Source organism: Nocardia sp. 852002-51101_SCH5132738 (assembly GCF_001665695.1).
Lineage (GTDB): Bacteria > Actinomycetota > Actinomycetes > Mycobacteriales > Mycobacteriaceae > Nocardia > Nocardia nova.
This window is the reverse complement of sequence record NZ_LZML01000094.1, coordinates 79,298-105,143: the sequence shown is the minus strand read 5'-3', so window position 1 is coordinate 105,143 and position 25,846 is coordinate 79,298. Positions and strand designations below refer to the sequence as shown.

Here is a 25,846-nt window from a genome sequence, read left to right as displayed (position 1 = left end):
GGTCCGACAGCATCTTGGACGGGTCGATAGGCTGGACAGAGGTCATCGCGTGAACTTTCTTTCCTTCAAGTGACTTGCCGGTCTTTTGAAGGATCACGCGGTGACCACCCCCTATCCGGCTACGACACGCCCGCACTTTGCTGGCGTCCGGCCATACACCATCCTGCTGGACTCAACCGAGGGCCGCTGTCGCACACCGCATCCGATGCGTTCCCGGATGCGGAACTGAGGAACGATTCGTCAGTGACCACCTCCTGGATCGCCGGACTTCCTACGGTGCTTGCGAACTCGGTTGTTCGGTAGTGTTTCGTCCCCTTCCGGCAGGTCCGGCCAACTGCTCCGGGTCTAACTGTCATCCGCCGGAAGGGGACGGTGGAACTTACTTCTTCCGGGCAGTTCACCTGCCCGGCCACTTGGACTCGTTAATTCGAACGACAGCGACTGTATAACTCGCTGCAGCGAATGTCTACACCCGACACGGCAGATTTTCGGCTGCCGGCAAGAGTGTTTATGTCACATGCATGGCCCGGGTTTCGCGGGCGCAGGGACCGGGTAGATCCGAAGTGCCCAAGCGGACGGAGGGGGCGAGGCTCATGGGCACGGCTTCACCCGGGCGCGGGTTCCAGGTCGTGGATCGGCGAAACGCAGCACGGCTATCGGGAGCCGACATGGGCAATGACCAGATACTAGAAATCGCCACCGAGGCGATCCGGCGCTCATCAGCGCGGCTGATCGCCGCCGACGCCAGACTCGCCGCATCTCAGGCCCGACTCACTCGGGCACAACAGCAGCTCGACACCGCGCGCCGCGCCGCGGCTCAGATCAGAAGGCCGCGGTTCTGCCCGCCCAGGCCCGCGAGTGGCCCCGATGGCTCTCGCGGTTGAGCGTCGGCGAGCGAGAAGTCAGAAGTGATCCGACAACCCCGAACCCAGGCGACGGCCTCGGAAATCAGCCACACCGGTGCAGCCCAAACCAGCCCGGAGCATCCAACGTCGACTCCCCCGCCACACCATCGACCAACTCGTCCAGGACGACCGCGACGGCGCCACCGCGCTCGAACTCGCCGCCCGATACGACATCTCAAAAACCGCCGTCCTGAACCTACTCACCCGAGAAGGAGCCACCCGCCGACACCAACCACTCACCGACGCCGACATCAACCACCTCGAAAACCTCTACCTCGCCGGCCACTCCCCCACCTCCTGCAGCCGACTCACCGGAACACCCGCCAGCACAATCGAAGACGCACTCCACAAACGCGGCACCCCCATGCGCCCCGCCGGCGGCCACAACAACAACCACACATGAGCCGACGCCGAGTGTCGACACGCCCGAAAGCCCAACCAATTCAAACCAATAGCGAATCTTTAGCAATCGCCGAGCTCGTCAGCCGCGCGCCGCCGACCACCTCCCCACGTCGGTGACAATCAGCACCCCAGCAGGAAAAGGCCCGGATGACCACACGTACCCCGCATGATGAAGCGACGCCAACCGTCGACGGCCGACAGACAAGCTTCCAGTAGCGATCGATACTCAAATAGGCTGGGACAGTTGCTCGTTCAGCCCGGAGCGCTACGTTCGTTGAACGGCGAATCCGCAGTTCAACGGGATCCCGATCCGGTGGAATCGCTCGGATTCGCACGGAGATCGCCGGTTCACTCGGCCCTGCAGAACGTCCACAGGACGTCGTAGAACCACATCCGATCATCGGGCCGGTGATCTGCGGGACGCCGATGCGCCCGGCGATCGTCGGGGGACCGAAGAAGTACCCGGGCTGCGGGATCGTCATGCCGAGCACCACTTCGTCCACCCCGCCCACTTCGATACTGCGGTCGGCCAGTGCGCGACTGGTGACTGCCGTCGCCAAATCCACACTCGACACCTCGCCGACGGCTCCTTGCCACCGGATGAACGGTGAGGACCAGAGCAAGCCGGCCGGGATCGCGACGTGCGCCTCAATGGAAAGGTTGCTGAGCGCTGGCTTGTCTCCACGCCCCGGTATCCGAGCCCGCCCGTGCCGGTCTGATGGCCGTACCCCGCGTCGGGCCCTGATCGCCCGATGACGTCGGCGATAGAGGACCAGCCGCCGAGGCCCCGGTGCACGGCGAAGGCCGTGAACCGGGGCGGCGGAACGGTAGACGAGGTGAACGCTGACGCAACATCACTATTGCCCCAGCAGCCCCAGGAGACACAGCCACCCAGCTGGATTCGAAACAGAAAGACCACGGCATTTCCGCTGATGAGAGTGCTACAGGAACCGAAAGCCAACTCGCAGACAGCGAATGATCAGAACCCACAAAATGCCCTGACCAGGGATTACAAGAATTGTGGTCCCAGCTGGTTTCGAACCAGCGACCTCTCGCGTGTGAGGCGAGCGCTCTCCCGCTGAGCTATGGGACCGGGGATTTCGAGAGCGGCTGGGGTGCCGTTCCGAACGAGAAGGAACCTTAACACGCATCCCCGGTGTCACACCAAATCGGGGCTTGACCTGGGTGTTTCAGCCGAGCGGCGATGGACGGAACGTGAACGGGCACAGAAGGTCTCGCGATGTCGGCTCGGCGCGTGGTCGCCCCCTCCACCGAGTGAAGCATCGCGGGAGATCGGGCGGGGCCGTGTCCGAGCGGACCGCGGTTACAGAGTTCCGCGCCGCGGAACGAGGCCCCGGGCCGGTCCGCCGCGCCGCGACGGATTGTGACCACAGGGATCGCCTGGCGCACCGGGCCGGCCGGGCGCCGCGCCGGCGCCACCGAGCCGGTGTCATCCGACGGAGCGCAACCACCCCGGAAAACACACCGGTGTTATTCACTTTTACCCCCATCTACCAGGCGATTTGTTGACGGTGCGGGTTGTGGGCTAATGTTCTCTCTCGCAGCCGGAAGGGGCCGAAAAGCCCCGGAGACGCAGCATGCGGATGTAGCGCAGTTGGTAGCGCATCACCTTGCCAAGGTGAGGGTCGCGGGTTCGAATCCCGTCATCCGCTCGAAGGCCAACCCGGCCTTGGTTGGCGGTGTGGCCGAGTGGTGAGGCAACGGCCTGCAAAGCCGTGCACACGGGTTCGATTCCCGTCGCCGCCTCTGAGTAGGCGAACCACGCGCGATTAGCTCAGCGGGAGAGCGCTTCCCTGACACGGAAGAGGTCACTGGTTCAATCCCAGTATCGCGCACCAACGAAGAACAAGTCAGCCCCGGTTTCGACCGGGGCTTTCTTGTATCCGCAGCACGGACGTGACGAGTTCGTGGACGACTGTGTCCGCCGTCTCGTCGCCTGGGATACGGTCGAGGCCCAACCAGCCGAGCGGCAAGGAGAGATGTCGTGCGCGATTCGGTAACCGTCCACATGGCCGCGTCGCCGGCGCAGGTGTGGGCGCTGGTCAGCGATATCACGCGGATCGGCGAATTCAGTCCCGAGACGTTCGAGGCCGAATGGCTCGGCGGCGCAACGGGTCCCGCGGTGGGAGCGAAGTTCCGGGGGCACGTGCGGCGCAATCAGGTGGGGCCGGTCTACTGGACCACGTGCCGGGTAGACGTGTGCGAGCCCGAGCGAGAATTCGCCTTCACCGTCCTCGGACCCAAGGGGATGAGCATCAACAGGTGGGGCTATCGGCTGGAACAGCGCGACGGCGGCACCGACGTCACCGAATCGTTCGAACTCTCGACGATCCTGCCGCTGCGGCTGTACTGGACGGCGCTCGGGTGGGCGCGCGGGCGGCGCAACCACAACGATATGGCCACCACCCTCAACCGGATGAAGATCGCCGTCGAGCACGGCTGATCCGCGGGTTCGACGCGCTATTCGGCGAATTCGACGCCCAGCACCCGATCCAGCACCCGCGCTCCGCTGTCGGTCAGCCGCAGCGTGCGGCGGGTTCCCGGCCGTTCCACCCAGCCCGCCGATTCCATGCGGGTCAGTACCGCGGCACCGAGCGCACCGCTCAGATGGTGACGTTGCTCGCTCCAGTCGACGCAGAAACGCAGCAGGGGGCGGCGCCGGTCGCGGGCGGCGTCGAGATCCACGCCCAGCTCGGCGAACAGGGGCTCGGCATTCGGGCCCAGGCGGTACGGGTGGTCGGTCATCGGCGCCGAGATCGGATCTCCCTGTGCGCGTGCGGTTCCCGCGACGCCGTCGGTGCGGGTCAGCGCCTGCCGCTCGAGCAGTGCCTCGGTGACCGCGACGCCCAGTCGCCCGGCCAGGTGGTCGTAACAACTGCGCGCCCGGCGCAGCGCCGCCGCGCGGGTGGATTCCCGCAGTGAACGCACGGGTCGCGTCGGCGCCAGCACTGCCAGCGCTTCGATCGCGGCGCCGACCTGGGCATTCGCTATGCGGTAGTACCGGTGGCGGCCGGATCGTTCGACCGTGAGCAGTCCCCCCTCCACGAGCCGGGCCAGGTGTTCGCTGGCCGTGGACGCCGCGACGCCGGCCTCCGCGGCCAGCACCGATGCCGGCAGCGCGCGCCCGTCCGCCAGGCCGATCATCATGCGCCCGGGTCGCGTCGGCCAGCAGGGCGCCGACAGCGGCGATATCGGAATACCCGTAGAGAGGTCGGCGATCGGTCATGACTCGAGTCTGCCGCGACAACACTTCGGTGCGCACCGAATCGTGGCCGTCCGCGCACGTCCGCGGCGACAGCGGGCGGACGGTCCGCCGGCAATCGGCGGGCGACCTCGCTCCACAACCTTGACTACCGTTCCGGTTCGGCCGACATTGGGGTGGTGCGTATGCGTGCGGAGGAACTCGATGTGCCTCCGGCCGAAGGATTCGATCGGATCGGAACGGTCGAGATGACGCTGAGCGCGTTCGGTGCCGGTGATATCCACGGCTCGATCGACGAGATCGCCTATGCCGCCGCCGACCTCGGTGGCGAGTATTTCCACGTCACCGATTCCTTGGGCGCACGGGTCACCGCCGTGGTGTATCGCCGCAGTCGCCGGCGTCGGCGATGGTTCCGCCGCTTGACCTGACGCTGCGCCGCCAAGGAGGCGGTGAGCGAAAGAAGCTGCGGCAGGACGCTGTTCGCTTCACCCGCTGCCTCATCGCCGATACTTCGGTCCACACCGAAAGGTTGCGCACCGACACTGCGGATATGACTTCGACTCCACAGGTTCGCAACCCGGCCGCCATCCTCACGGTGATGTGCGCCGGGATGTTTCTGGTGTTGCTGGATGTGACCATCGTGAATGTCGCGCTGCCCGCGATCGGTCGCGGCCTGCATACCGACATCGCATCGCTGCAGTGGGTGGTGGACGGATACGTGGTCGCGATCGCGGGACTGCTGCTGGCGGCGGGAACCGTCGGCGATCGGATCGGGCATCGCCGGATGCTGCTCGCCGGATTCGCGGTCTTCGGGCTGGCCTCGCTGGCGTGTGCACTGGCTCCGTCGGTCGGGGTGCTGATCGCCGCGCGGGTGGTCCAGGGCGTGGGCGGGGCGCTGCTGTTGCCCAGCACCATGGCCGTCATCGTGGACGTCTTCCCGGATCGGGCGGAACAGGCGAAGGCGCTGGGCACCTGGGCGGCAGTGTCGTCGCTGGCGTTGCCGGCCGGACCGCTGCTCGGCGGAATTCTCGTCGACCGCCTCGGGTGGCGGCCGGTCTTCTGGATCGCGGTGCCGCTGACGATCGCGGCGACCGTCGCGGCCCGGATCGTGGTACCGGCCGCACCACCGCGGCGCGGCGAGCGCATCGACGTGCCCGGACTGGCCGGATTCGTCCTCGGCCTGGGCGCGCTGGTGTTCGCCGTCATCTCCGCGGGGCACCACGCGGGGACGGCGGTCGTCGGCACCGCGGCGGTGGTCGCGGTGTGTGCGCTGGCGGGCGCCTACCTCTCGGCGCGGCGCAGCGCTCATCCGTTCCTGCCGGTGGACCTGTTGCGGCACAAGGATTTTCTCGCTCCCAATGTCGTCGCCCTGATGATGAACCTGATCTTCAACGGCATCCTGTTCATCGGCATGCTGTATCTGCAGGACACGCTGGGGCGCTCCCCCGGCGCGGCGGGCGTCAGTGTGCTGCCGCTGGCCCTGCCGCTGGTGCTGCTGGCGCCGGTGTCGGGACGATTGACCGCCCGGTACGGCCCGCGCCCGGCCATCGCGATCGGCTGCGCCCTCGCGGCATGCGGTTCGGCGATGCTGCTCACACTCGACGACCGCGGTGGCAGCGGCGGACTGCTGCTGAGCTTCACCGTGCTCGGCTGCGGCTCCGGCCTCATCACGACATCGGTGGTCGCGGCGACGGTGCGTGCCACACCGGCGGACCGGTCCGGCCTGGCGACGGGAGTGTCCAATACCGCCCGGCAGGTCGGAACCGCCTGCGGTGTCGCGATATTCGGCGCGGTGGCCGGATCGCCGACCGGGCCGGGTTTCGTCGGCGCCATCCACCGGCTGGCGGCCGGCTCGACTCTCGCGTGGATGGTCGCGCTGCTGATCACCGTCTTCGCCGTGGAGGCCGGCGAGTCGGCAGCGGCCGACTCGGGCCGAGACAGCCGCCTCACCGAACCCGCGCGCCGCTGAACCGTCGAAGCGGCTCGCCGTTGAATCGGCCACCATATCGGCGGACACGCCCGCGCTCGCGCACCCGGAACCCGCACGAAGGCATAGGCTTTCGAAAGGACGTGCGAGACAGCGAAAGGCATGTGGTGACGACCAACCGGATCGAGGAGATACAGGCCGGGTTGCTCGACGACCTGCGCGACGGCATCTCCTTCACCTCCGAGCAGATGGCCGACACGCTGGCGAACATGGTCGCGGCCCAAGCCGAGGAACGTCCCCGCGACGGCGAGCTGCTCACTCGCCGGCTCGGGCTCGACGGTGTGCGCCCGGAGACGCTGACTCTGCTGGGCGCCCGCTTCGAACTCTCGCGCGACCGGGTTCGCCAGCTCTACACCCGAGCGGCGGGGCAGCTGCTGCGGCGGGTGCAGGCCACCCGCCATCCCGATCCGGCTGTGTTCGCCGACCGGTATCCGGTCGGGTGGGGCGATCAGCGGCTGACCCGGACGCTGCTCACCGAAACCTATGTCGGAGATTGCGATATCGCCGCCCAGGATCTGGCGTATCTGAAGTTGCGGCTGGCCGGGCATTCGCTGATCGACGCCAAACGGGTGGCCGGCTTCGTCTTCCAGCGCATCGCGGGCTGGCAGCAGCGTAGTCGGTGGCATCTCGATCGCCCCCGCACTGCCGAACCCGCTGCCGGGCAACTGCTTCCGCTGCTGCGACGGGTGGACTGGCCGAGCGGCGATCCCGGCGACCTGCCCGAGCTGCCGATCACGACGGTCGACGCCGACGACGACGCCCGCGGCCACATGTTCGCCGAGAAGCTCGGCCGCGAAACCACATTCGACACCGCTCTGCAAGCCCGGCTGCTGCGCATGCTCGACGAGGGCGAACAGGTCGACAGCTACACCGAGCGGCCCGTGGCCGTCGACTTCACCGCCGACGGCGTGGCGGACTCCTACTGTCCCACCGTCGCCGCCCGACTGACCGACGGACGCGTGCTACTGGCCGACGTGGTCGCCTTGGGACAGTTGGGATTACACGCCAACCGGGTGCGGCTCGAGGCGGCCCGCGCGCACGCGCATGCCCGCGGCTGGGGATGGCTGGTCTTCACCGGCAGCAGGCTCGGCGAGCCGGATCTGTTGCGGCACACGGTGTCCGCCCGTTCGGAGAACATTCTCCGCAACCGGCTCGCCACCGGCGCCGTGCAGTGGGCCGAATTCCGGAGCCTGGTCGACGAGACCGGCCTGGAACCGGTGGACCTGATCGCGCTCGCCCTGCGCCACGGCTGGCGCTGGGATCGTGCCCCGTTCCGGCTGAGCGCGACCTGACCTCACTTCAACATGAAACCCGCCACGATGAACGTCACGATCACCAGCATCGCGAAACAGGTCATCAGCTGCCAATGCAGCACCGCTTCGCGCTGACGCGCGATCCGTACCCGCAGACCGGCCTCGAGCCGGTCGCGATCGGACAGCCGGCGTTTGACCGCGTCCAGCTCCCCGGCGACGAGTTCGGCGCGTTCGAGCCGATGCATCATCTTGTGCATCTGTTTGGCTTTGTCGCGAGTCGCCCTGCGCGCCAAGGCCAATTCGGTGCGCTGGTCGAGCAGTTCCTGCCGCTGCTGCGCGATCATCATCGCCTGTGCGTGGGTGTGGGCCTCCCAATCGCTCACCGTCGCCCACCCTCTCGTGTCCTCGTCCAGATAGCCGCAGGCCAACTCGCCCGCGACCCAGCCATCGATGAATTCCCTTATTTCCCAGGGCGTTTCCCTGGGGCTGAGGATACCGTCGGAATCGATGACCAGCCCACCCGACAATGCCCGGTACTCACATCCGGCGGCGGCGAAATCGTCCACGCCCAGCGCCGGTATCTGCCCGATCCAATATCCGGTCGGGCACAGCCACAACACCTCGTCACAGCCCACCGCCTTCAGCCGGGCCGTGCGTTTGCGCGCGTGCTCGATCGAGACCGGCGCGCTGCGCACCTCGATAGCGCACAACCGGTTCCCACGCCGCCACAGCAGACCGGGCGTCTGCGCACCCAGCGGCTTGTCCACCTCGGCATCGTCGGCACCCGCCGCCAGCAGCCTGCCGCGCAACCAGTATTTCAGCCGCTGCACATCCCAGTGACAGTTGCCACAGCCGGGTTCGCGACACCGGTCACCCGCCTGATGTCCGCGCGGATTCGGCTCCACCACAGGCAGTTTCACCGACTCCAGGGGAGCCAGCGTCGTCGTCTGCTGCCTCGTCTCGGCCCGTTCTGTCGTACTCACGCGACCACTCCCCTACCCGTGCACCAGCGGCCCGTGCGGCCCGCTGTATCCAGAGTGCCGCACGTGCCAGGGGGCTACACGTCCCCGTGACCGGTTTCGTTATCCAACCGGGAGCCCCACGTGATCATCGAGTCCGGTGAACTGCGGAATCGCCCGCGCTCGGACAGCGGCGTAATCGCGACGTTGCGAAGCCGGAACTTCTCCTGCCGGGTGCGCGGCTCGGGCGCTCCGCTACCGCCTCCGGGCTTTCACCCATTAGGCTGCGCAGATGTTCGACCGCGGATACATTCCTGTATCGACCACGCTGCGGGCCGCCCGCACCGCCAATTCGGTGGCCTTCGCGCTGCAGGGCTTCTTCCTCGCGGTCGTCCTCACCGAACTGCCGCAGCAGCGGGATCGACTCGGGCTCACCGACACCGTCATCCTGGTCGCGGTCGTGATGATCTCCGGGCTGGCCGCCGGCGGCAGTTTGCTGGCCGAGCGGGTGGCGGTGCACTGGTCGAGCCGGGTGGCGCTGCGGGCCGGGCTCGCGCTGATAGCGGTGACCGGACTGGCGATCGCGATCGCGCCGAACATCGTGGTGGCGCTGATCGCGCTCGGTTGTTACGGCGTCGCGGTCGGCATGGTCGACGCGGGCACGAATATGCAGGCGGTGTTCATTCAGCACGGATACGGGCGGTTCGTGCTGTCGTCGTTCTACGCCGCGTGGAGTGCCGGGTCGATTCTGGGCGCATTGTTCGTCTCGGGCTGCCAGAAGGTCGGAATCACCCTGCCGTACGCGGTCACCGTCGCCGCCGCGGTGGTCGCGGTGGCAAGTCTGGTGTTCGGGCCGCGGCTGCTCGGCGCCGGCCAGGCCGAGGCCCAGCCCGCCGAACCGGGCCGGGCGCCCGAAACCGTTGCGGCCGTTGCCCTGCGGGCATATCTCGCGTTGGGAATCGCGGTGGCGCTGGTGTTCGCCATCGATCTGGCGGTGGGCAACTGGTCCGCGCTGTATCTCACCGACGATCTGCTGTCCTCGTCGGCGACGGCGGCCCTGGCGCTGGCCGCCTACCAGGGCGCCTCGCTGCTCACCCGGCTCAGCGGCGACTGGTGGGTGCGCCGATACGGCGCACGGGCGGTGGTCCGGGTGGCCGCCGGGATCGGCGTGCTCGGCCTGGCACTGGTCGTGGCCGCGCCCGGACCGGCCACGGCACTGGCCGGATTCCTCATCGCGGGCCTGGGCCTGCCCGTGATCGCACCGCTGTGCTTCAGCGAGGCCGGGCGGCTGACCGAAGGCCGCGGACTGGACGCGGTGATCGCCCGGCTCAATCTGTTCAACTACGCGGGCACGCTGATCGGTGGCGGCGTGGTCGGGGCCGTCGCCGATGCGTCGAGTTTGCGGACCGGGTTCGTGATCCCGCTGCTGTTCGCCGTCGTCCTGATCGCCACCGCGCGTTTCTTCCGGCCGCGCCCGGCGCCCGGCGAGCTGTCGTCGACCCGTTCCGGACATGTTGTACTGGACCCATGACCGAGCAAGTCGTCGTCGACCGCGCCGGGATCTGGGACGCGGAGGAATTGAGCGACGTCGCGACCGCGACGTTTCCCCTGGCGTGCCCGCCGGAGTTGACCGAGGAGAACATCGACACCTTCATCACCGAGGTGCTGTCCGGCGAACGGTTCGGCGAGTATCTGAGCGATCCGCAGCGGATCGTGCTCAAGGCCGTCGTCGGCGGCGAGATCGTCGGCTACACCATGCTGATCTCCGGTGAACCGGTCGATCCCGCGGTCGCCGCGATGATCGCGGCCCGCCCCGCGCTCGAGATCAGCAAGATGTACGTGATGCCCGGCCACCACGGCAGTGGCGTCTCGACCGCCCTGATGGACGCGGTGGTGGATTACGCTCGCCGCGGCGGATATTCGGTGGTCTGGCTCGGTGTCAACCAGCGCAACGAGCGGGCCCAGCGCTTCTACGGCAAGCACGGTTTCCGCCGCGTCGGCACCAAGACCTTCACCGTCGGCAATCAGGTATGCCACGACTTCGTGATGCAACGGCAGGTGTGAATCCGGCTGTTCCGCAACCGGATTCGGCCCGCCCGTCGAAACCGCCGGTCAGGCGAGCAGTTTCGCCTTCAACGCCGCGATATCGCCGTCGGTCAGCTTCAGTCCGTCGTGCACGTAGTTGTCGAAACTGCCGTAGCTCTGATTCACCTGATCGAAGGCGGAATCCAGGGCCGACTGCAGCACTCCGTCGACCGCGTCGCCCTCGGCGGCGTCGCGGTAGTAGTTCGACAGCAGGAAGTCGTAGTTCACGGTCTCGCGGTCCACGCCGAGGATCGTCAGCAGGACAGCCGCGGTCCAGCCGGTACGATCCTTCCCGGCCGAGCAGTGGAACAGCACCGAACCGTCGCTGCCGGCGATGTCGTGCAGGACACCGGCGAACGCCTCGCTCGCACCGGGAGCCGTGATGAACGCGCGATACAGGTCGCTGCCCGCGCTCAGCGTCGAGGCCATGACCTGGGGCGGGGCTTGCCCGATCACATCGCGAATGTTCAGCGTCGCACCGACCGGCACCCGATCCGGCCCCAGCGCGCGTTCGTAGCTCGTGCGCAGATCGTCGACGACCCGCAGCCCGCGCGCGGACAGCGCGGCGGCATCCGCGTCGGACAATCTGCTCAGGTCCGCGGTGCGGAACACCAGGCCGGCCTCGACGACGTGGCCGTCGGTGGTGCGGTATCCGCCGATATCGCGCGCGTTCTGCACACTGGCCAGCCGCAGCGACCGGTCTTCGGTGTGCACCGAGACCGACGAGGGGGCCGGGGGCGGGTCGGCGGCAACCGCGACACCCAGCGCCGGACCGGCCGCGATGAGAGCGCCGACGGCGACGGTGGCGGCGAGGCGAATCGAACGATGGGCCATGTCAGCTCCGTTCAGAGGGAAACTGGACAGTCGTCCATGGTAGGGAATTCGCCTCCCGACAGTACGCTGTACGAACCGGGATCAGCCCGCCGGGACCTCGAATCGCGACAGCGCCAGCAGGCGCGAGATCGCGCGCAGATACTTCTTGCGGTAGCCGCCGCCGAGCATCTCCTCGGAGAAGATCTTGTCCAGCGGCGCGCCCGACACGGTGACCGGCGTCCCGGCGTCGTAGAGCCGGTCGGCCAGCACCACCATCCGCAGCGCCACCGCCTGATCGGTGATGGTGTGCACCGCCGAGATGTAGACCGCCGACACCCCGGCGATCAGCGAACCGTACTTCGACGGATGCAGCGTGCTCAGGTGCGTGAGCAGTGCGTCGAAGTCGTCCAGCGTGGAATTCGTTGTGGCCGCGGCCTTTTCCGACAGCAGCGCCGGATCGGTGGGTTCCGGCGCCGGCGGCAGATCGCGGTGGCGGTAGTCGGGGCCGTCGACGCGGACGGTGTCGAACAGCGAACCCAGCTTGCGGATCTCGCGCAGGAAGTCCTGGGCGGCGAACCGGCCCTCACCGAGCTGATCGGGCAGCGTGTTCGAGGTCGCCGCCACCGACACGCCGCGCGCGGTCAGTTCGGTGAGCAGTCGCGACACCAGCATGGTGTCGCCCGGATCATCAAGTTCGAATTCGTCGATGCACAGCACGCTGTTGCCGCCCAGACGTTCCACCGCGTTCGTGAAGCCCAGGGCGCCCACGAGATTCGTCACCTCACCGAAGGTGCCGAACGACTTCGGCCCCGGGGAGGCATGGAAGATCGAGGCCAGCAGGTGCGTCTTGCCGACACCGAATCCGCCGTCGAGATACAGCCCGGCGCCGTCGACCCGCTTCTTCTTCCCGAACAGTGACTTCTTACCGGCGGCGGCATGAATCTTGCCCACCCGCGCGGCGAAATCCTCGGCCGCGCGCACGGCCGCGGCCTGGCTCGGCTCCTTGGGATCGGGAATGTAGGAGGCAAAACTCACCTCGTCGAACGTGGGCGGCGGCACCATCTGGGCGATGAGTTGATCGGCCGGAACCTCCGGATGACGATCGACGAGGCGTTGTTGCACGCTCGTAGCGTACTGACGTGGTGTGATCGGACCTTATGCAGCGTGTCCCCGATGCGATCCAGTTCACAGCACTGACCACCGGCGGTGCCGGCGAGATCACCGACCTGGTTCAGCTCTACACCTATCCGGCGGCCCTGGAACGGCCGTGGATCCGGGTCAACTTCATCGCCAGCCTCGACGGCGCGGTCACCGTCGACGACCGCTCCGGCGCCCTGGGCCGGCCCGCCGACGCCACCGTCTTCGCCATCCTGCGCGATCTGGCCGACGTGATCGTCGTCGGCGCCGGGACCGCGCGCGTGGAGAACTACGGCGGTGCGCGCACCGATTCCCGGCGGCGCATGCGCCTGCACCACCACGGGCTGGGCGGGGCGCGCGACGGTGCGCCGCCGCCGGTCGCGGTGGTGACGGCGAGCGCGGCGCTGGACCCGGCGTGCCGGCTGTTCACCGACACCCAGCGCCCGCCGATGATCCTCACCACCGCCGCGGCCGACGGCGAACGCAAACGCCTGCTCGCCGAGACCGGCGCGGAGGTGATCGAGGCCGGGCAGAGCACCGTCACCGCCACCGACATCCGCCGGGTGCTGGGCGAGCGCGGACTGCTGCGGGTGCTGTGCGAGGGCGGCCCGTCGCTGTTCGGCGAACTGATCGGCGCGGGCGCGGTCGACGAATTGTGCCTGACCGTCTCACCGCTGCTGGTCGGCGGCACGGCGGGCCGAATCGCGGTGTCGCCCAATGCCTTGCCGACCCCGATGAGCCTGCGCCACGCATTGATCGACGACGACGGCACAGTGCTGACGCGCTGGGAGCGCAGCCGCACCCAAGGCTGAAACGGCGCGCCGGACCTGGCAGGCTGTAGCGCATGCGTTGGACTCGCGCCGCTCTGCTGGCATCGTCGCTGACGGTTCTGCTGACCACCGCCTGTGGTGCCGGGCCGTCGCAGCGACCGGGCGTGGCGGTGGAACAACCGCACGGCGGCTCGGGCCCGGCCACCAGCACCAGCGCCGCGCCGGCGGCGCCACCGCAGGCGCAGGTCCCCAAAACCGATCTGGCCTGGCACGATTGCGCGGCACCGACCTTCAGCTCGCTGGGCACCGGGGCGCCGCCGGCCGGGGTGAGTTTCGACTGCGCTGAGTTCTCGGCGCCGATCGATTCCGGCGGCACGGTCCTGGGCACCTTCCGCATCGCCGCGGTCCGCGCGCGCACGCCGCAGACGCCCGCCGACGCGGCACCGCTGGTAGTGACCTCCGGCGGCGATCGATCCTCCACCGCGACCGTTGCCGGTCTGGTCTCCGGGCCGGGCGCGGCGATTCTGGCGAGCCGGCCGGTGGTCGGGGTGGATCGACGCGGTATCGGCAGCTCCCAGCCGATCGACTGCCTGCCCGACGACACCCGGCAGGGGCTGGCCGACAACGGCCAGTTCGCCCCCGGTGGCGGCGACCGGGTGGATGCGGTGGCGACACTGAGCCAGAACGCCACCGTCGCCTGCCAGGACTTCCTGCAGCCCTATCAGGGCACCTTCGACGCCCCGCACGCCGCCGACGACATCGAACAGCTGCGCAAGCAGTGGCAGGTCGACCACATCGATCTGCTGGGCACCGGAAACGGCGCGCGCGTGGCGCTGAGCTATGCCGCCAAATTCGGCGACCGGCTGGCCCGGCTGGTGCTCGATTCGCCGGAACCGGCGAACACCGATGCGGTGACGCGCACCGAACAGCAGGTGAAGGGCGCCGAGGCGGCGCTGACCGGATTCGCCCGCCGCTGCGCCGATCTCGGATGCTCACTGGGCACGGATCCGCGGGCCGCGATCACCGATCTGATCAACCGGGCGGGAGCGGGACAACTCGGCGCCCTGTCGGCATCGGCGCTGACCACCACGATCACCGCGTTCCTCGGCGACCCACGCGCGGATCAGGCCTCCCGCACCACCGAACTGGCCGATGCGCTCTCTGCGGCCGGACGCGGCGATCAGGGGCCTTTGCAGGCTCTGGTCACCCGGGAGGCGGCAGCGGTGGGAGCCGACGGGCAATTCGTCTCCCGCTGCAGCGACAACCAGCAGCCCGCCACCCCCGACCGCGCCAAGCAGCTCGAGATCGAATGGGCTGCCAAGTATCCCGCCTTCGGTAAGACGGCGGCGACCGGACTGATGGAATGTTCGGCGTGGCCGGTGACGCAGGCGCCGCGACTGCCGGACAAGTTCACCCTGCCGGTGCTGGTGCTGGGTACGGCCGCCGATCCCGTCGTCGGCGGCGACGGGCGATCCTCGGTCACCGGCGCGCTGGGTGCGGCGGGCGCGCGCACCTCCACCGTGCAGTGGCAGGGCTGGGGGCATCCGGTGTTCACCCACTCGGGCTGCGCGCAGCAGAACATCGCCGGCTATCTGAAGGACGGCACCCTGCCCGCCGACGGCACCGCCTGCCCGGCCTGAGGTTATCGTGCGGCCACGCACGAAGTGGCCGGGCGCACACCCGGCAAAAGCGGTCACCGGCACGCCCGACGGCGGGTCCGCGCAACCAGCGCGCAGGTTTCCGGTGTACCGTGCCCCAGTGTTCCTTCGTCAGCTCGAGCCGCGCACCGCTCGCACCACCGCCGAAGTGTTCAACTTCGCACTGTGGCCGTTTGCGATCCTCACAGTGCTGCATCAGGTCATCGTCAAAGGGACCAACTTCTCCATCACCGACGATTTCGCGCCGGTTTACAAGGCGTCGCTGGCCTTCCTCAACGGACGCGCCATCTACGGCGAGAACTTCGACCTGGTCGACCCGCACTATCTGTACCCGCCCAGCGGCACCCTGCTGATCGCGCCGCTCGCGCTGATCGACCCGGAGAAATCGCGCTGGTGCTTCATCGCGCTCAACGCGGTGGCGATCATCCTGGCCTGGTATCTGCTGCTGCGGCTGTTCAAGTTCTCGACGAAATCGGTGGCCGCGCCGCTGCTGCTGTTGCTGATGTTCGCCTCCGAAACCGTCATCAACACACTGGGTTTCGGCAATGTCAACGGGTGCCTGCTGCTGGCCGAGGTGCTGTTCATCCACCTGCTGCTGCAGCGACGCGATCTGCTGGCCGGGCTGGTCATGGGACTCACGATCGCGGTCAAACCGACGCTGGCGCCGATGCTGCTGATACCGCTGGCGCGCCGCCAATGGCAGGTGTTCATCACCGCGATCGGCGTGCCGGTGGTGCTGATGGCGGTCGCGTGGCCGCTGACCAAGGATCCGATGGACTTCGTCCACCGCACGCTGCCCTATCTGCTCAAATCGCGCGACTACTTCAACAGCGCGATCGCGGGCAATGCCGAGTACTACGGACTGCCGGTATGGCTGACCTGGAGTATGCGCATCGTGCTCGGTGTGCTGGTGCTGATCTCGCTGTGGCTGCTGTACCGGTACTGCCGCGAGGACGAACTGTTCTTCGTCTGCACCACCGCGGGCATCATCCTGATCGCGTCCTGGCTGCTGTCGGGTCTGGGACAGCAGTACTACTCGATGATGCTGTTCCCGTTCCTCATGACGGTGGTGCTGCGCAATTCGGTGCTGCGCAACTGGCCGGCCTGGCTGGCGATCTTCGGGTTCATGACCTACGACAAATGGCTGCTCGACCACTGGCAGAGCACCGGGCGGGCGCTCGAGTACCTGCGCGTCACCTTCGGCTGGGCACTGCTGCTGATCGTGACGTTCTGCGTCCTCGGCGACCGGTATCTCGCGGCGCGGCGCGAGGGCCGGCTGGACTCGGGAATCGAACCGGCGTTCCTGTTGCCCGAGACGACCACCAAGGCCCCGGCCGCGACTGCCGATCCGGCGCCGCGCATCGATCGCCACGAGCCGCTGCCCGACGACGACACCATGGAACCGACAGCGCAGCCGGAGGCCGGTGCGCTGCGCTGACCTGCGGTGATCGGTCGCGGCCCGAGGATGGTCGCGCGACGCCACTAGACTCGCGTCATGAGCTCACAGGATGGTTCGCCCGCGACTTCATCGCTTCCGGCACCCAAGATCGAGCTGAGCCCGCAGCAGTGGCGGGCGCGGCTGACCCCGCAGGAGTACGCGGTGCTGCGCGAAGCGGACACCGAACGCGCCTTCACCGGTGAATACACCGATACCGAAACCACCGGCGTCTACACCTGCCGGGCCTGCGGCGCCGAATTGTTCCGCAGCACCGAGAAGTTCCATTCGCACTGCGGGTGGCCGTCGTTCTTCGATCCGGCCGATTCCGATGCGGTGATTCTGCGGGCCGACGACTCGCTGGGGATGCGCCGGGTCGAGGTGCTGTGCGCCAACTGCCACAGCCACCTCGGGCACGTCTTCGAGGGCGAGGGTTATGCGACCCCGACCGACAAGCGGTATTGCATCAACTCGATCGCGCTGCGCCTGCACCCCTCGGACGACGCGGCGGGCTGATCGCGGCGCCGGTTGAAAACTCACCGCCCGAGCGTGCCGGATGCGATCCGCCGACCGCTGCGGATCGCGCGCCGAGCAGGCGCGCGACCGAGCTGACGGGAAGACCCTACGGGCCCGGCCGCATCCCGGCACGCCCCGAATTTCGGGGGCACCGGCGGATCGCGCCGCGCAGGACGGTGTTTTCGAGGCTCGGGGCAGGGCGTCGAGGCTCAGGGCAGGGCGTTGACCAACTGCTCGACATCCACGCGCGGGCCGCTGAAGAACGGAATCTCCTCGCGCACGTGGTTGCGGGCGTCGGTGGCGCGCAGATCGCGCATCAGGTCGACGATGCGGTGCAGTTCCGGGGCCTCGAAGGCGAGAATCCACTCGTAGTCGCCGAGGGCGAACGAGGCCACGGTGTTGGCCCGCACGTCCGGATAGGCGCGGGCCTGCTTGCCGTGGTCGGCGAGCATGCGACGACGCTCCTCGTCGGGCAGCAGGTACCAGTCGTAGGAGCGCACGAACGGGTAGACGCAGATGTAGTTGCCCGGTTCCTCCCCGGCCAGGAAGGCCGGGATGTGGCTCTTGTTGAACTCCGCGGGGCGATGCAGGGCGGCGTTGCTCCACACCGGCGTGCTCGCGCGCCCCAGATCGGTGGTGCGGCGGAAATCGGCGTAGGCGGCCTGCACATCCTCGATCCGCTCGGCATGCCACCAGATCATGAAATCGGCGTCGGCGCGCAGCCCCGCCACGTCGTAGAGGCCGCGGACCACGACGCCACGCTCCTCGAGCGAGTCGAAGAATTCCCGCGCCTGCTTGACCACGGTGTCGCGCTGATCCCCCAGCACTCCGGGTTTGACCTGGAACACCGAGAACATCAGATACCGGATGGTCGAATTGAGAGCCTGGTAATCGAGTCGCGCCATAGCCTCCATCGTGCCACTGGGCGGTGTCCAGCAGAACGCCCGCACCCGTGTTGTTCGGCACGGTCGCTTCGCGTACAGGCGCCCGCACGCGGTCGGCCGACATCGGTTGTCCGCCACCCGTTCGATGCGCGTCGACGGCCGGAATCGGCGAGGCAAGGGCGTGGGCTCGCAGGCCGGTCTTCCCGGGCCGATGCGGGCCGAACGAGTTCTGCACGGACAGTCGGCTGGTCACTCGGCACCAGCATTGCTGTGCGCCGCCGCCGACCGGAGCGAACCCGATCGTCCACTACGAATCGATCATCGGGCCAGAATGCGTTGCGCCGCAGCGGTTCCCGAGGCGGCACAGGCCGGGACGCCGACGCCGTGCAGGTACGCTCCGGCGATCGCGAGGCCGGGCAGTGCGGCAACCGCCGATTCCAGTTCGGTGATCCGAGTGGTGTGGCCGGGCGCGTACTGCGGGAGGCCGCCGCGCCAGCGTTGCACCAGGGCCGTTTCGGGGTGGATCGCGAGACCGGTCACGGTGGAGAGGTCGGCCACGGCGGCCGCGACGAGATCGTCGTCCGACCAGCTCAGCGGGGTGTCGTCACCGAAGCGGCCGAACGAGGCGCGTACCAGCGCCACGTCGCGCTCGGCCAGATGCGGCCATTTGCGGCTGGAGAGGGTAAAGGCCTTGGCGCGCAACGGTTCTCCGGTGGCGACCAGAATGCCGGAATTGTCGGGCAGTGGGGTGTCGGCCGGCAGGCCCAGGGCGACCACGGCGGATGAGGACAGTTCGATACCGGCCGCGGCCGCGGCTGCTTCCGGAGCCACCGGCCGCAGCAACTCGGCGGTGACGGGCGCCGGGGTGGCGAGAATCACCGCGTCGGCCTCGCCGACCGGATCGATCCGCCATCCGGTGGCCGTACGCGCCAGACCCGTTGCGGCCGTATCGGTTTCGACCTTCGGCGCCGCGGCCTCGCGCAGGGCGTCGAGAAGCGCCCGATATCCGTCGCGCAGGCCGCCGAAAACCGGGGCGGTGGACGGCGGCGGCAGGGCGTCGGCGACCGCCCGGGTGAGATTCGGCGCGCCGGCGTCGAGGGCGGCGGCCAGGGTCGGCAGCGCCGCGCGCACACCGATCGACTCCGCACGCCCGGCATACACCCCGCCCAGCAGCGGATCGACACTGCGTTGCACCACCTGCGCACCGAAACGCTCGCCGACCAGCTCGGCGACCGACACGTCACCGCCACGTTCCCAGCGCAGCGGCCGGCCGGGCTCGGCGGCGATCCGGTCGAGCGTCTCGGCGTCCACCAGGCCGGCCACGGCATCGGGCCCGGTGGGAATGCCCATCAGCGTGCCTTCGGGCAGGGGGTGGGCGGTGCCGCCGGACCATATCAGCGGTCGCCGCCCGGCCGGATGCACCAGCTGCTCGGTCAGCCCCAATTCCGCGAGCAGCGCCGGGATTTCGGGCCGTCGGCCCACGAACGCCTCCGCACCCAGATCCACCGGCTCACCTGCCAGCTTACCGGTGTGCAGAATGCCACCGACCCGGTCGCGCCGCTCCACCAGCACCAGTTCGAGCTCCGAGCCGAGGGCCACTCGCAGCCGATACGCCGCGACCAGACCACTGATCCCGCCCCCGACCACCACGACCCGCATAGCTGCTCCTCAACTCGTCCCCGCGCCGGCGCGCGACGCTACCGCACCCCTGCAACGTACTCGCCTCGCGAGGGGCGCCCAGGTACCGCCTCGATGCCACGCTCACGGTTCCACGTGCGTGAGTCCGCCGCACTACTGGCGACGATTAGGGCTTACAGCGGCGTGGGCAGGCTGTGGATCAGTTCGACCGCCGCGGTGATGGCGCCGGGGTCGGTGTCGGGCAGCACGCCGTGGCCCAGGTTGAAGATATGACCGGTGGCGCCGAGGGTGATCGCCTCGTCCGCCTCGTGGGCGATGCGGCGGATCTCACGCTCGACGACCGAGCTGCCCGCGAACAGGACGGCCGGATCGAGATTGCCCTGCAAGGCTTTTCCCGGCCCGACGCGGCGCGCGGCGGCAGTCAGCGGCACCCGCCAATCGACGCCGACGACATCGGCTCCGGCCTCCCCCATCGCACCCAGCAGTTCACCCGTGCCGACCCCGAAGTGGATGCGCGGCACACCGGCTTCCCCGATCTCGGCGAAAACCCGTTCCGAATGCGGCAGAACGAATTCCCGGTACTGCGCCAGCGACAACGCGCCCGCCCACGAGTCGAACAATTGCACCGCGTCCACCCCGGCCGCGATCTGGGCGCGCAGGAATTCCACGGTGATATCGGTGAGCACACCGAGCAGCGCGTGCCAGGTCTGCGGGTCGCCGAGCATCAGCGCCTTGGTCCGCTCGTGGTTGCGGCTGGGGCCGCCCTCCACCAGATAGGACGCGAGAGTGAAAGGGGCACCGGCGAATCCGATGAGCGGCGTCTCGCCGAGTTCGTCGAGCAACAGCCGCACACCGTCGGTGATCGCGCCGACCTCCTCGCGGCGCAGCCGCGGCAGCGCGCGCACATCGTCGACCGAGCGCACCGGATTCGCGATCACCGGACCCACGCCGGGCACGATATCGAGCTCGATGCCGGCCGCCTTGAGCGGAACGACGATGTCGGAGAACAGGATTGCCGCGTCCACGCCGTGGCGGCGGATCGGCTGCAGCGTGATCTCGCACACCAGCTCCGGATCGAAACACGACTCCAGCATCCCGATGCCCGCGCGGAGTTCGCGGTACTCGGGCAGGGACCGTCCGGCCTGCCGCATGAACCAGACGGGACGGCGGCCGGGTCCGGCGCCGGTGGCGGCGGCGAGGAAGGGCGCATCGGGCAAGCGGCGGCGGGTTGGTGTGCTCATCCCCGCTATCGTATGCCGCCGCCGGGCGCCTACCCGCGCGGCCGTACACGCCCGGTCACAGCGCCCGTAGCGGCGCGCCTCCGCGTGCCGGACACCGGAGAGGTCTACCGTTCACAGTCGTGACACCGCTCGACTTCCGCGACGGCGCCGCACCGACCCCGGGCCCTGACAGCGAACCAGCCCAGTTTCGCGCCGCGGTCGATGCGATGGGCACCGCATCCGTCCATCCTCGGATCGAGCTCGCACCGATCCGGCCCCCACAACGCCTGGCACCCTATTCGTACGCCATCGGAGCCGAGGTCAAGCATCCCGACACCAATGTCATCCCGGTCGATTCCGACGACGACGCCTTCGGCCGCCTGATTCTGCTGCACGACCCGAACGGGCACGAGGCCTGGCACGGCGTTTTCCGATTGGTGGCCTACATCCAGGCCGATATCGACGCGGCCTTGGCCGGCGATCCGCTGCTGCCGGAGGTCGCCTGGAGCTGGCTGGTCGACGCCCTGGAATCGCGCGGTGAGGAGTTCACGGCGCTCGGCGGCACGGTGACCTCCACGAGTTCGGTCCGCTACGGCGATATCGCCGGGCCACCGCGCGCCTATCAGCTGGAGTTGCGTGCCTCGTGGACGGTCGGCTCACCCCAGCTGGCCCCGCATGTCGAGGCGTTCTGCGAGGTGCTGGCCTACGCGGCGGGACTGCCCCCGGCCGGCATCACCCATTTGCGGCCGCATCCGCAGATTGCCGACGACCAGTTCTGAGCGACACGTAGAGTTCGGGCTATGCCCGAAGCCGACGAGTCCGACACCATCTCGAGGACATCACCCGCATCGCAGCACCAGCCCGCGCAGCAGGACGCGGACAGCGTGGTTCCTCTGCTCGCCCCGGCCGACGGCATTCCTCCGGTTCTCGATTCCGCTCGTGAGATCGCGGAAGCGGCCGCCGCGCTGGCCGCCGGTTCCGGCCCGCTGGCCGTCGACGCCGAACGCGCCTCCGGATTCCGCTATTCCAACCGGGCCTATCTGATCCAATTGCGCCGGCGCGGCAGCGGGACCTTCCTCATCGACCCGATTCCGGATCCGGCCGCGGTGGACGCCTTGGCGGCGGTGATCAACGACCTGGAATGGGTACTGCACTCCGCCGACCAGGACCTGCCGTGCCTGGCCGAACTGGGGCTGCGACCGGCCCGGCTGTTCGACACCGAACTGGGTGGCCGGTTGGCCGGATTCGAGCGGGTCGGATTGGCCGCTATGGTGGCGCGGCTGCTGGGCCGGGAACTGCGCAAGGGACACGGCGCGGCCGACTGGTCGACCCGGCCGCTGCCGCAGGACTGGCTCAACTACGCGGCCCTGGACGTGGAACTGCTGGTCGAATTGCGCGACGAGGTCGCGGCAGCGCTGAGCGATCAGGGTAAATCCGATTGGGCCGCACAGGAATTCGACCATGTGCGCACCGCCCGGCCCGCGCCGCCGAAGCCGGATCGCTGGCGGCGCACCTCGGGCATCCACACGCTGCGGCGGGCGCGGCAGCTCGCGACCGTCCGCGAATTGTGGACGGCGCGTGACGGTATCGCGCGTCATCGCGATGTGGCCCCGGCGCGGATTTTGCCGGATTCGGCGATCATCGCCGCGGCACAGGCGGATCCGAAGACGGTGCCGCAGTTGCGCGTCCTGCCGGTGTTCGGTGGTCCGCGGCAGCGCAGATATTCGCGGGAATGGCTCACCGCGGTGGAACGTGCTCGCGCGCTGCCGGATTCGGAGTTGCCGCCGATGTCGCAGCCGTTCGACGGTCCGCCGCCGGTCAATCGCTGGGAGCGCCGCGATCCGGTCGCGGCGGCTCGCCTGGCCGCCGCCCGGGCGGCGATGAACGGACTGTCGGAACGACACGCGGTGCCGGTGGAGAATCTGCTGACTCCCGATCTGTTGCGCCGGCTGTGCTGGGACGGGCTGCCCGAATTCCGCACCGGCGCAACGCCGTCGGACCCCGCGGCCGTGATCGACAAATATCTCGAGGCCGGGGGCGCCCGGACCTGGCAGCGCGAACTGGCGGTTCCCGAGCTGGCCGCGGCGCTGTTCCCGGAGCCGGCTCAGTCCTCGTAGACCGGTGTGCGCCGGTCGCGGCGCGCGCGGATGGCCTCGTCGAAATTCTCGGTGGTCAGCCGCACGTACAGTTGCGCCGTACCTTCGTGCTGCATATGTGACTCCAGGCTGCCGGCCTCCATCCCGCTCCACAGCATGCGCTTGGTGAGCTCGGTGCCGACCCGGCTGTAGCCGATGATGCGTTCGGCCAGTTCGTAACACGTGTCGAGAAGTTTGTCGGCGGCGACCGTGCGGGAGACCAGGCCGATCCGCTCGGCCTCGGCGGCGTCGATGTCACGGCCGGACAACATGATCTCGAAGGCACGGGAGGCGCCGATCGCGCGCGGCAACAGATAGCTGATGCCGAGTTCGGCGGAGGTCAGTCCGTTGTTGATGCCGGCGGCACGGAAATAGGCCTGCTCCGATGCGATGCGGATATCGGTGGCCATACTCAGGCAGAACCCACCGCCGATCGCGGCCCCGTTGATCGCCGCGATCACCGGCTGATGCATGCGCCGCAGTGTGGTCATCACATTGTCGAGCAGATCCATCGAACGGCGCGCCACGGTGGTGCGGGTGAGGCCCTCGATATTCGGGACCCGGCCGGCGCCCTGCAGATCGGCGCCGGAGCAGAACCCGTGGCCCGCGCCGGTGAGCACGACGACGCGAACCTCGTTGTCGGCGGCCACGGACTCGAGCGTCTCCCGCAGCGGGATCATGACGTCGAACGCCATGGCGTTCATGCGTTCGGGCCGGTTCAGGGTGACCAGCGCGATCTGCGGGCGAGGCTTCTCGACGAGCACGAACGACATGCAGACTCCTACCGGCGACGAAAACTGTAACCGGTTTCAGAATCTACACCGCACCACCGGTCAGCCACCGGGTAACGCGCTCGGCGATGTTCTCGGCCGTCAGGCCCAGCTCCTGATGGATCTGGGCGCGCGAGCTGTGCTCCAGGAACTGCTGCGGCACGCCGAGTTCGCGGGTCGGCACGTCGAGTCCGGAATCGCGCAGCCGCGCGGAGACGGTGCATCCGATACCGCCGTGCAGGCCGCCGTCCTCGACGGTGACCACCATGCGATAGTTCTCGGCCAGTTTGACGATGGTGTCGGAGACCGGCAGCACCCAGCGCGGGTCCACCACCGTCACCGAAATCCCGCGATCCGCCAGCAGATCCGCCGCGGCGACCGCGGTGGCGCCGAGCGCGCCGACCGCCACCAGGAGGACGTCACCGCGCACCGCCTGCGCCGAGGAGCCTTCCGGCATCCGCAGCACGTCGACACCGTCGAGCCGTTCCAGCGCCGAAACCTCCTCGACGACAGGGCCTTTCGGGAAACGCAGGGCGGTCGGCCCGTCGGCGACGGCCAGCGCCTCGGCCAGTTCCTCGCGCAGGGTCACCGCATCGCGCGGGGCGGCGACGCGGATGCCGGGCACGATGCCCAGCACCGACAGATCCCACATGCCGTTGTGGCTGGCCCCGTCGTCACCGGTGATGCCGGCGCGGTCCAGCACCAGGGTCACCGGCAGCTTCAGCAGCGCCACATCCATCAGCAGCTGGTCGAACGCGCGGTTGAGGAAGGTCGAGTAGATCGCCACCACCGGATGCAGACCACCCAGCGCCAGGCCGGCGGCGGAGGTCATCGCATGCTGCTCGGCGATACCCACATCGAACAGCCGGTCGGGGAACCGCTCACCGAACGGCGCGAGCCCGGTCGGACCCGACATGGCGGCGGTGAGAGCGACGATATCGTCGCGCTGTTCACCGTGGCGGATCAGTTCCTCGGAGAACACCGATGTCCATCCGACGGTCTTGCCGCCGGTCGGCTGTCCGGTCTCGGGGTCGATGGCGCCGATGGAATGCATCTGGTCGGCGACGTGGTCGACCGCGGGCTGATATCCGCGGCCCTTGAGCGTCACCGCGTGCACCACGACCGGGCCGCCGAAATCCTTGGCGCGGCGCAGCGCGGCCTCGAGCGCCACCGGATCGTGCCCGTCCACCGGGCCGACGTACTTGAGCCCGAGATCGCTGAACAGCTCCTGCGGGGCGACCGCGTCCTTGATGCCGGCCTTGAGCGCGTGCAGCATCGAATAGGCCGAGCTGCCGACGCGCGGAATGCCCTGGACGAACCGCTTGGTGGCGTCGAGCGCCTGCTCGTAGGCCGGTTGCATGCGCAGCGCGGTCAACCGGTCGGCCAATCCGCCGATGGTCGGCGAATACGAGCGGCCGTTGTCGTTGACCACGATGATCAGCGACCGATCCGGGCCCGCGGCGATATTGTTCAACGCCTCCCAGCACATGCCGCCGGTGAGCGCACCGTCACCGACGACGGCGACCACGTGGCGATCCTGCCCGGTCAGCGCGAAGGCCTTGGCCAGACCGTCGGCATAGGACAGCGAGGCCGAGGCGTGCGAGGACTCCACCCAGTCGTGCTCGCTCTCGGCGCGGCTCGGGTAGCCCGACAGGCCGCCCTGTTTGCGCAGCCGATCGAATTTGTCCTTGCGGCCGGTGAGGATCTTGTGCACGTAGGCCTGGTGGCCGGTGTCGAAGATGATCGGGTCGGCCGGGGAGTCGAAGACCCGGTGCAGGGCGATGGTCAATTCCACCACCCCCAGATTCGGGCCCAGATGACCGCCGGTGACCGCTACTTTGCGGACCAGGAACTCCCGAATCTCCTCGGCCAGCTCGCGCAGCTGCGGCACCGTCAGCCGGCGCAGGTCCTCGGGCGTATCGACCCGGGAAAGAACTCCCACCGTTCTCGCTCCCTCTCCGTGGCTCATCTGTTTCGAACAGTCTACGGAGCCGCGTCGGGCCCCGACGACGGGAACGACCGGCGAGCTGCGACATCCGATATCGGTGTGAGGCTC

Annotated in this window: 23 protein-coding genes and 4 tRNA genes; 16 read left to right on the top strand and 11 right to left on the bottom strand. The window is 68.7% G+C overall.

Annotated elements, in window-relative coordinates:
• Positions 1 to 960: 960 nt before the first annotated feature.
• Entirely contained in the window at positions 961 to 1,308 is a 348-nt protein-coding gene (locus A5789_RS12765) for a hypothetical protein (RefSeq protein WP_064901771.1), read from the top strand.
• A 40-nt stretch (positions 1,309 to 1,348) separates the two neighbouring features.
• Here A5789_RS12765 and A5789_RS36535 read toward each other — a convergent pair whose 3' ends face one another.
• Together A5789_RS36535 and A5789_RS12760 are read right to left on the bottom strand one after the other, a co-directional pair.
• Entirely contained in the window at positions 1,349 to 1,873 is a 525-nt protein-coding gene (locus A5789_RS36535; RefSeq protein WP_155525673.1) for a hypothetical protein, read from the bottom strand.
• A 455-nt stretch (positions 1,874 to 2,328) separates the two neighbouring features.
• Positions 2,329 to 2,400, bottom strand: a tRNA-Val gene (locus tag A5789_RS12760).
• A 507-nt stretch (positions 2,401 to 2,907) separates the two neighbouring features.
• On the opposite strand from A5789_RS12760, the gene A5789_RS12755 reads away from it, so the two are divergent.
• The 4 genes from A5789_RS12755 (at position 2,908) to A5789_RS12740 (ending at position 3,771) form a co-directional block, all read left to right on the top strand.
• Positions 2,908 to 2,980, top strand: a tRNA-Gly gene (locus A5789_RS12755).
• Positions 2,981 to 3,003: 23 nt separating this feature from the next.
• Positions 3,004 to 3,074, top strand: a tRNA-Cys gene (locus A5789_RS12750).
• A gap of 17 nt (positions 3,075 to 3,091) precedes the next feature.
• Positions 3,092 to 3,166: transfer RNA gene (locus A5789_RS12745), tRNA-Val, on the top strand.
• Between the two features lie 146 nt (positions 3,167 to 3,312).
• On the top strand, positions 3,313 to 3,771 hold the full coding sequence (locus A5789_RS12740) for an SRPBCC family protein (RefSeq protein WP_030517188.1): 459 nt from the start codon (positions 3,313 to 3,315) through the stop codon (positions 3,769 to 3,771).
• Positions 3,772 to 3,788: 17 nt separating this feature from the next.
• Here A5789_RS12740 and A5789_RS12735 read toward each other — a convergent pair whose 3' ends face one another.
• Positions 3,789 to 4,475, bottom strand: coding sequence for a helix-turn-helix transcriptional regulator (locus A5789_RS12735; RefSeq protein ID WP_227462844.1), 687 nt, complete (start codon positions 4,473 to 4,475; stop codon positions 3,789 to 3,791).
• A 234-nt stretch (positions 4,476 to 4,709) separates the two neighbouring features.
• On the opposite strand from A5789_RS12735, the gene A5789_RS12730 reads away from it, so the two are divergent.
• From A5789_RS12730 to A5789_RS12720, 3 genes are all read left to right on the top strand, one after another.
• Positions 4,710 to 4,958, top strand: a complete 249-nt coding sequence (locus A5789_RS12730) for a hypothetical protein (RefSeq protein WP_155525672.1) — start codon at positions 4,710 to 4,712, stop codon at positions 4,956 to 4,958.
• Positions 4,959 to 5,080: 122 nt separating this feature from the next.
• Entirely contained in the window at positions 5,081 to 6,499 is a 1,419-nt protein-coding gene (locus tag A5789_RS12725; RefSeq protein ID WP_064901773.1) for an MFS transporter, read from the top strand.
• 125 nt (positions 6,500 to 6,624) lie between these two features.
• Positions 6,625 to 7,809, top strand: coding sequence for a hypothetical protein (locus tag A5789_RS12720; protein WP_064901780.1), 1,185 nt, complete (start codon positions 6,625 to 6,627; stop codon positions 7,807 to 7,809).
• A 2-nt stretch (positions 7,810 to 7,811) separates the two neighbouring features.
• On the opposite strand, the gene A5789_RS12715 is transcribed toward A5789_RS12720, so the two are convergent.
• The gene (locus tag A5789_RS12715; RefSeq protein WP_227462843.1) at positions 7,812 to 8,753 is read right to left on the bottom strand and encodes a hypothetical protein; all 942 of its coding nucleotides are present in this window, start codon (positions 8,751 to 8,753) and stop codon (positions 7,812 to 7,814) included.
• A 268-nt stretch (positions 8,754 to 9,021) separates the two neighbouring features.
• Here A5789_RS12715 and A5789_RS12710 point away from each other — a divergent pair, with 268 nt between their 5' ends.
• Together A5789_RS12710 and A5789_RS12705 are read left to right on the top strand one after the other, a co-directional pair.
• Positions 9,022 to 10,260, top strand: a complete 1,239-nt coding sequence (locus tag A5789_RS12710) for an MFS transporter (RefSeq protein ID WP_063019326.1) — start codon at positions 9,022 to 9,024, stop codon at positions 10,258 to 10,260.
• Positions 10,257 to 10,793: a GNAT family N-acetyltransferase gene (locus A5789_RS12705; protein WP_030517195.1), complete on the top strand. Its 537-nt coding sequence runs from the start codon at positions 10,257 to 10,259 to the stop codon at positions 10,791 to 10,793. The genes A5789_RS12710 and A5789_RS12705 overlap by 4 nt, the downstream gene beginning before the upstream one ends.
• Before the next feature lie 48 nt (positions 10,794 to 10,841).
• Here A5789_RS12705 and A5789_RS12700 read toward each other — a convergent pair whose 3' ends face one another.
• Both A5789_RS12700 and zapE read right to left on the bottom strand, forming a co-directional pair.
• Entirely contained in the window at positions 10,842 to 11,648 is an 807-nt protein-coding gene (locus A5789_RS12700) for a tyrosine-protein phosphatase (protein ID WP_064901774.1), read from the bottom strand.
• Between the two features lie 81 nt (positions 11,649 to 11,729).
• Positions 11,730 to 12,749 (bottom strand): cell division protein ZapE, encoded by a 1,020-nt coding sequence (gene zapE, locus A5789_RS12695; protein WP_030517197.1) that lies wholly within the window; start codon positions 12,747 to 12,749, stop codon positions 11,730 to 11,732.
• Between the two features lie 35 nt (positions 12,750 to 12,784).
• Between zapE and A5789_RS12690 the strand changes: the two genes are divergently transcribed.
• The 4 genes from A5789_RS12690 to msrB all read left to right on the top strand — a co-directional run bounded on the left by A5789_RS12690 (position 12,785) and on the right by msrB (position 17,143).
• Entirely contained in the window at positions 12,785 to 13,576 is a 792-nt protein-coding gene (locus A5789_RS12690) for a pyrimidine reductase family protein (RefSeq protein ID WP_064901775.1), read from the top strand.
• 32 nt (positions 13,577 to 13,608) lie between these two features.
• Positions 13,609 to 15,174: an alpha/beta hydrolase gene (locus A5789_RS12685; RefSeq protein WP_063019303.1), complete on the top strand. Its 1,566-nt coding sequence runs from the start codon at positions 13,609 to 13,611 to the stop codon at positions 15,172 to 15,174.
• A 118-nt stretch (positions 15,175 to 15,292) separates the two neighbouring features.
• Entirely contained in the window at positions 15,293 to 16,630 is a 1,338-nt protein-coding gene (locus A5789_RS12680) for a glycosyltransferase family 87 protein (RefSeq protein ID WP_063910953.1), read from the top strand.
• Between the two features lie 57 nt (positions 16,631 to 16,687).
• Positions 16,688 to 17,143, top strand: coding sequence for a peptide-methionine (R)-S-oxide reductase MsrB (gene msrB, locus A5789_RS12675; protein WP_064901776.1), 456 nt, complete (start codon positions 16,688 to 16,690; stop codon positions 17,141 to 17,143).
• A 209-nt stretch (positions 17,144 to 17,352) separates the two neighbouring features.
• Here the strand turns inward: msrB and hemQ are convergent, their stop codons facing one another.
• The 3 genes from hemQ to hemE form a co-directional block, all read right to left on the bottom strand.
• A complete protein-coding gene (gene hemQ / locus A5789_RS12670) occupies positions 17,353 to 18,048 on the bottom strand; it encodes a hydrogen peroxide-dependent heme synthase (RefSeq protein ID WP_063019309.1) in 696 nt (231 codons plus the stop codon).
• A 297-nt stretch (positions 18,049 to 18,345) separates the two neighbouring features.
• Positions 18,346 to 19,686, bottom strand: a complete 1,341-nt coding sequence (locus A5789_RS12665; protein ID WP_064901777.1) for a protoporphyrinogen oxidase — start codon at positions 19,684 to 19,686, stop codon at positions 18,346 to 18,348.
• 152 nt (positions 19,687 to 19,838) lie between these two features.
• Entirely contained in the window at positions 19,839 to 20,906 is a 1,068-nt protein-coding gene (gene hemE, locus A5789_RS12660; protein WP_063019313.1) for a uroporphyrinogen decarboxylase, read from the bottom strand.
• A gap of 119 nt (positions 20,907 to 21,025) precedes the next feature.
• Here hemE and A5789_RS12655 point away from each other — a divergent pair, with 119 nt between their 5' ends.
• Positions 21,026 to 21,664: a DUF3000 domain-containing protein gene (locus tag A5789_RS12655; protein WP_081879712.1), complete on the top strand. Its 639-nt coding sequence runs from the start codon at positions 21,026 to 21,028 to the stop codon at positions 21,662 to 21,664.
• Positions 21,665 to 21,685: 21 nt separating this feature from the next.
• Positions 21,686 to 23,002, top strand: a complete 1,317-nt coding sequence (locus A5789_RS12650; RefSeq protein ID WP_082940673.1) for a ribonuclease D — start codon at positions 21,686 to 21,688, stop codon at positions 23,000 to 23,002.
• Here A5789_RS12650 and A5789_RS12645 read toward each other — a convergent pair.
• Both A5789_RS12645 and dxs read right to left on the bottom strand, forming a co-directional pair.
• Positions 22,990 to 23,793, bottom strand: coding sequence for an enoyl-CoA hydratase (locus A5789_RS12645; protein WP_030517206.1), 804 nt, complete (start codon positions 23,791 to 23,793; stop codon positions 22,990 to 22,992). The genes A5789_RS12650 and A5789_RS12645 overlap by 13 nt on opposite strands.
• Positions 23,794 to 23,836: 43 nt before the next feature.
• The gene (dxs, locus tag A5789_RS12640) at positions 23,837 to 25,732 is read right to left on the bottom strand and encodes a 1-deoxy-D-xylulose-5-phosphate synthase (RefSeq protein ID WP_063019315.1); all 1,896 of its coding nucleotides are present in this window, start codon (positions 25,730 to 25,732) and stop codon (positions 23,837 to 23,839) included.
• Between the last annotated feature and the right edge of the window lie 114 nt (positions 25,733 to 25,846).

Coding starts and splice junctions, on each gene's coding strand:
- A5789_RS12735 (WP_227462844.1), bottom strand. CDS start 4,475: ATGATGATCGGCCTGGCGGACGGGCGCGCGCTGCCGGCATCGGTGCTG.
- A5789_RS12690 (WP_064901775.1), top strand. CDS start 12,785: ATGCAGCGTGTCCCCGATGCGATCCAGTTCACAGCACTGACCACCGGC.
- A5789_RS12725 (WP_064901773.1), top strand. CDS start 5,081: ATGACTTCGACTCCACAGGTTCGCAACCCGGCCGCCATCCTCACGGTG.
- hemE (WP_063019313.1), bottom strand. CDS start 20,906: ATGAGCACACCAACCCGCCGCCGCTTGCCCGATGCGCCCTTCCTCGCC.
- A5789_RS12705 (WP_030517195.1), top strand. CDS start 10,257: ATGACCGAGCAAGTCGTCGTCGACCGCGCCGGGATCTGGGACGCGGAG.
- A5789_RS12665 (WP_064901777.1), bottom strand. CDS start 19,686: ATGCGGGTCGTGGTGGTCGGGGGCGGGATCAGTGGTCTGGTCGCGGCG.
- A5789_RS12645 (WP_030517206.1), bottom strand. CDS start 23,793: ATGTCGTTCGTGCTCGTCGAGAAGCCTCGCCCGCAGATCGCGCTGGTC.
- A5789_RS12650 (WP_082940673.1), top strand. CDS start 21,686: ATGCCCGAAGCCGACGAGTCCGACACCATCTCGAGGACATCACCCGCA.
- A5789_RS12685 (WP_063019303.1), top strand. CDS start 13,609: ATGCGTTGGACTCGCGCCGCTCTGCTGGCATCGTCGCTGACGGTTCTG.
- A5789_RS12710 (WP_063019326.1), top strand. CDS start 9,022: ATGTTCGACCGCGGATACATTCCTGTATCGACCACGCTGCGGGCCGCC.
- A5789_RS12700 (WP_064901774.1), bottom strand. CDS start 11,648: ATGGCCCATCGTTCGATTCGCCTCGCCGCCACCGTCGCCGTCGGCGCT.
- hemQ (WP_063019309.1), bottom strand. CDS start 18,048: ATGGCGCGACTCGATTACCAGGCTCTCAATTCGACCATCCGGTATCTG.
- msrB (WP_064901776.1), top strand. CDS start 16,688: ATGAGCTCACAGGATGGTTCGCCCGCGACTTCATCGCTTCCGGCACCC.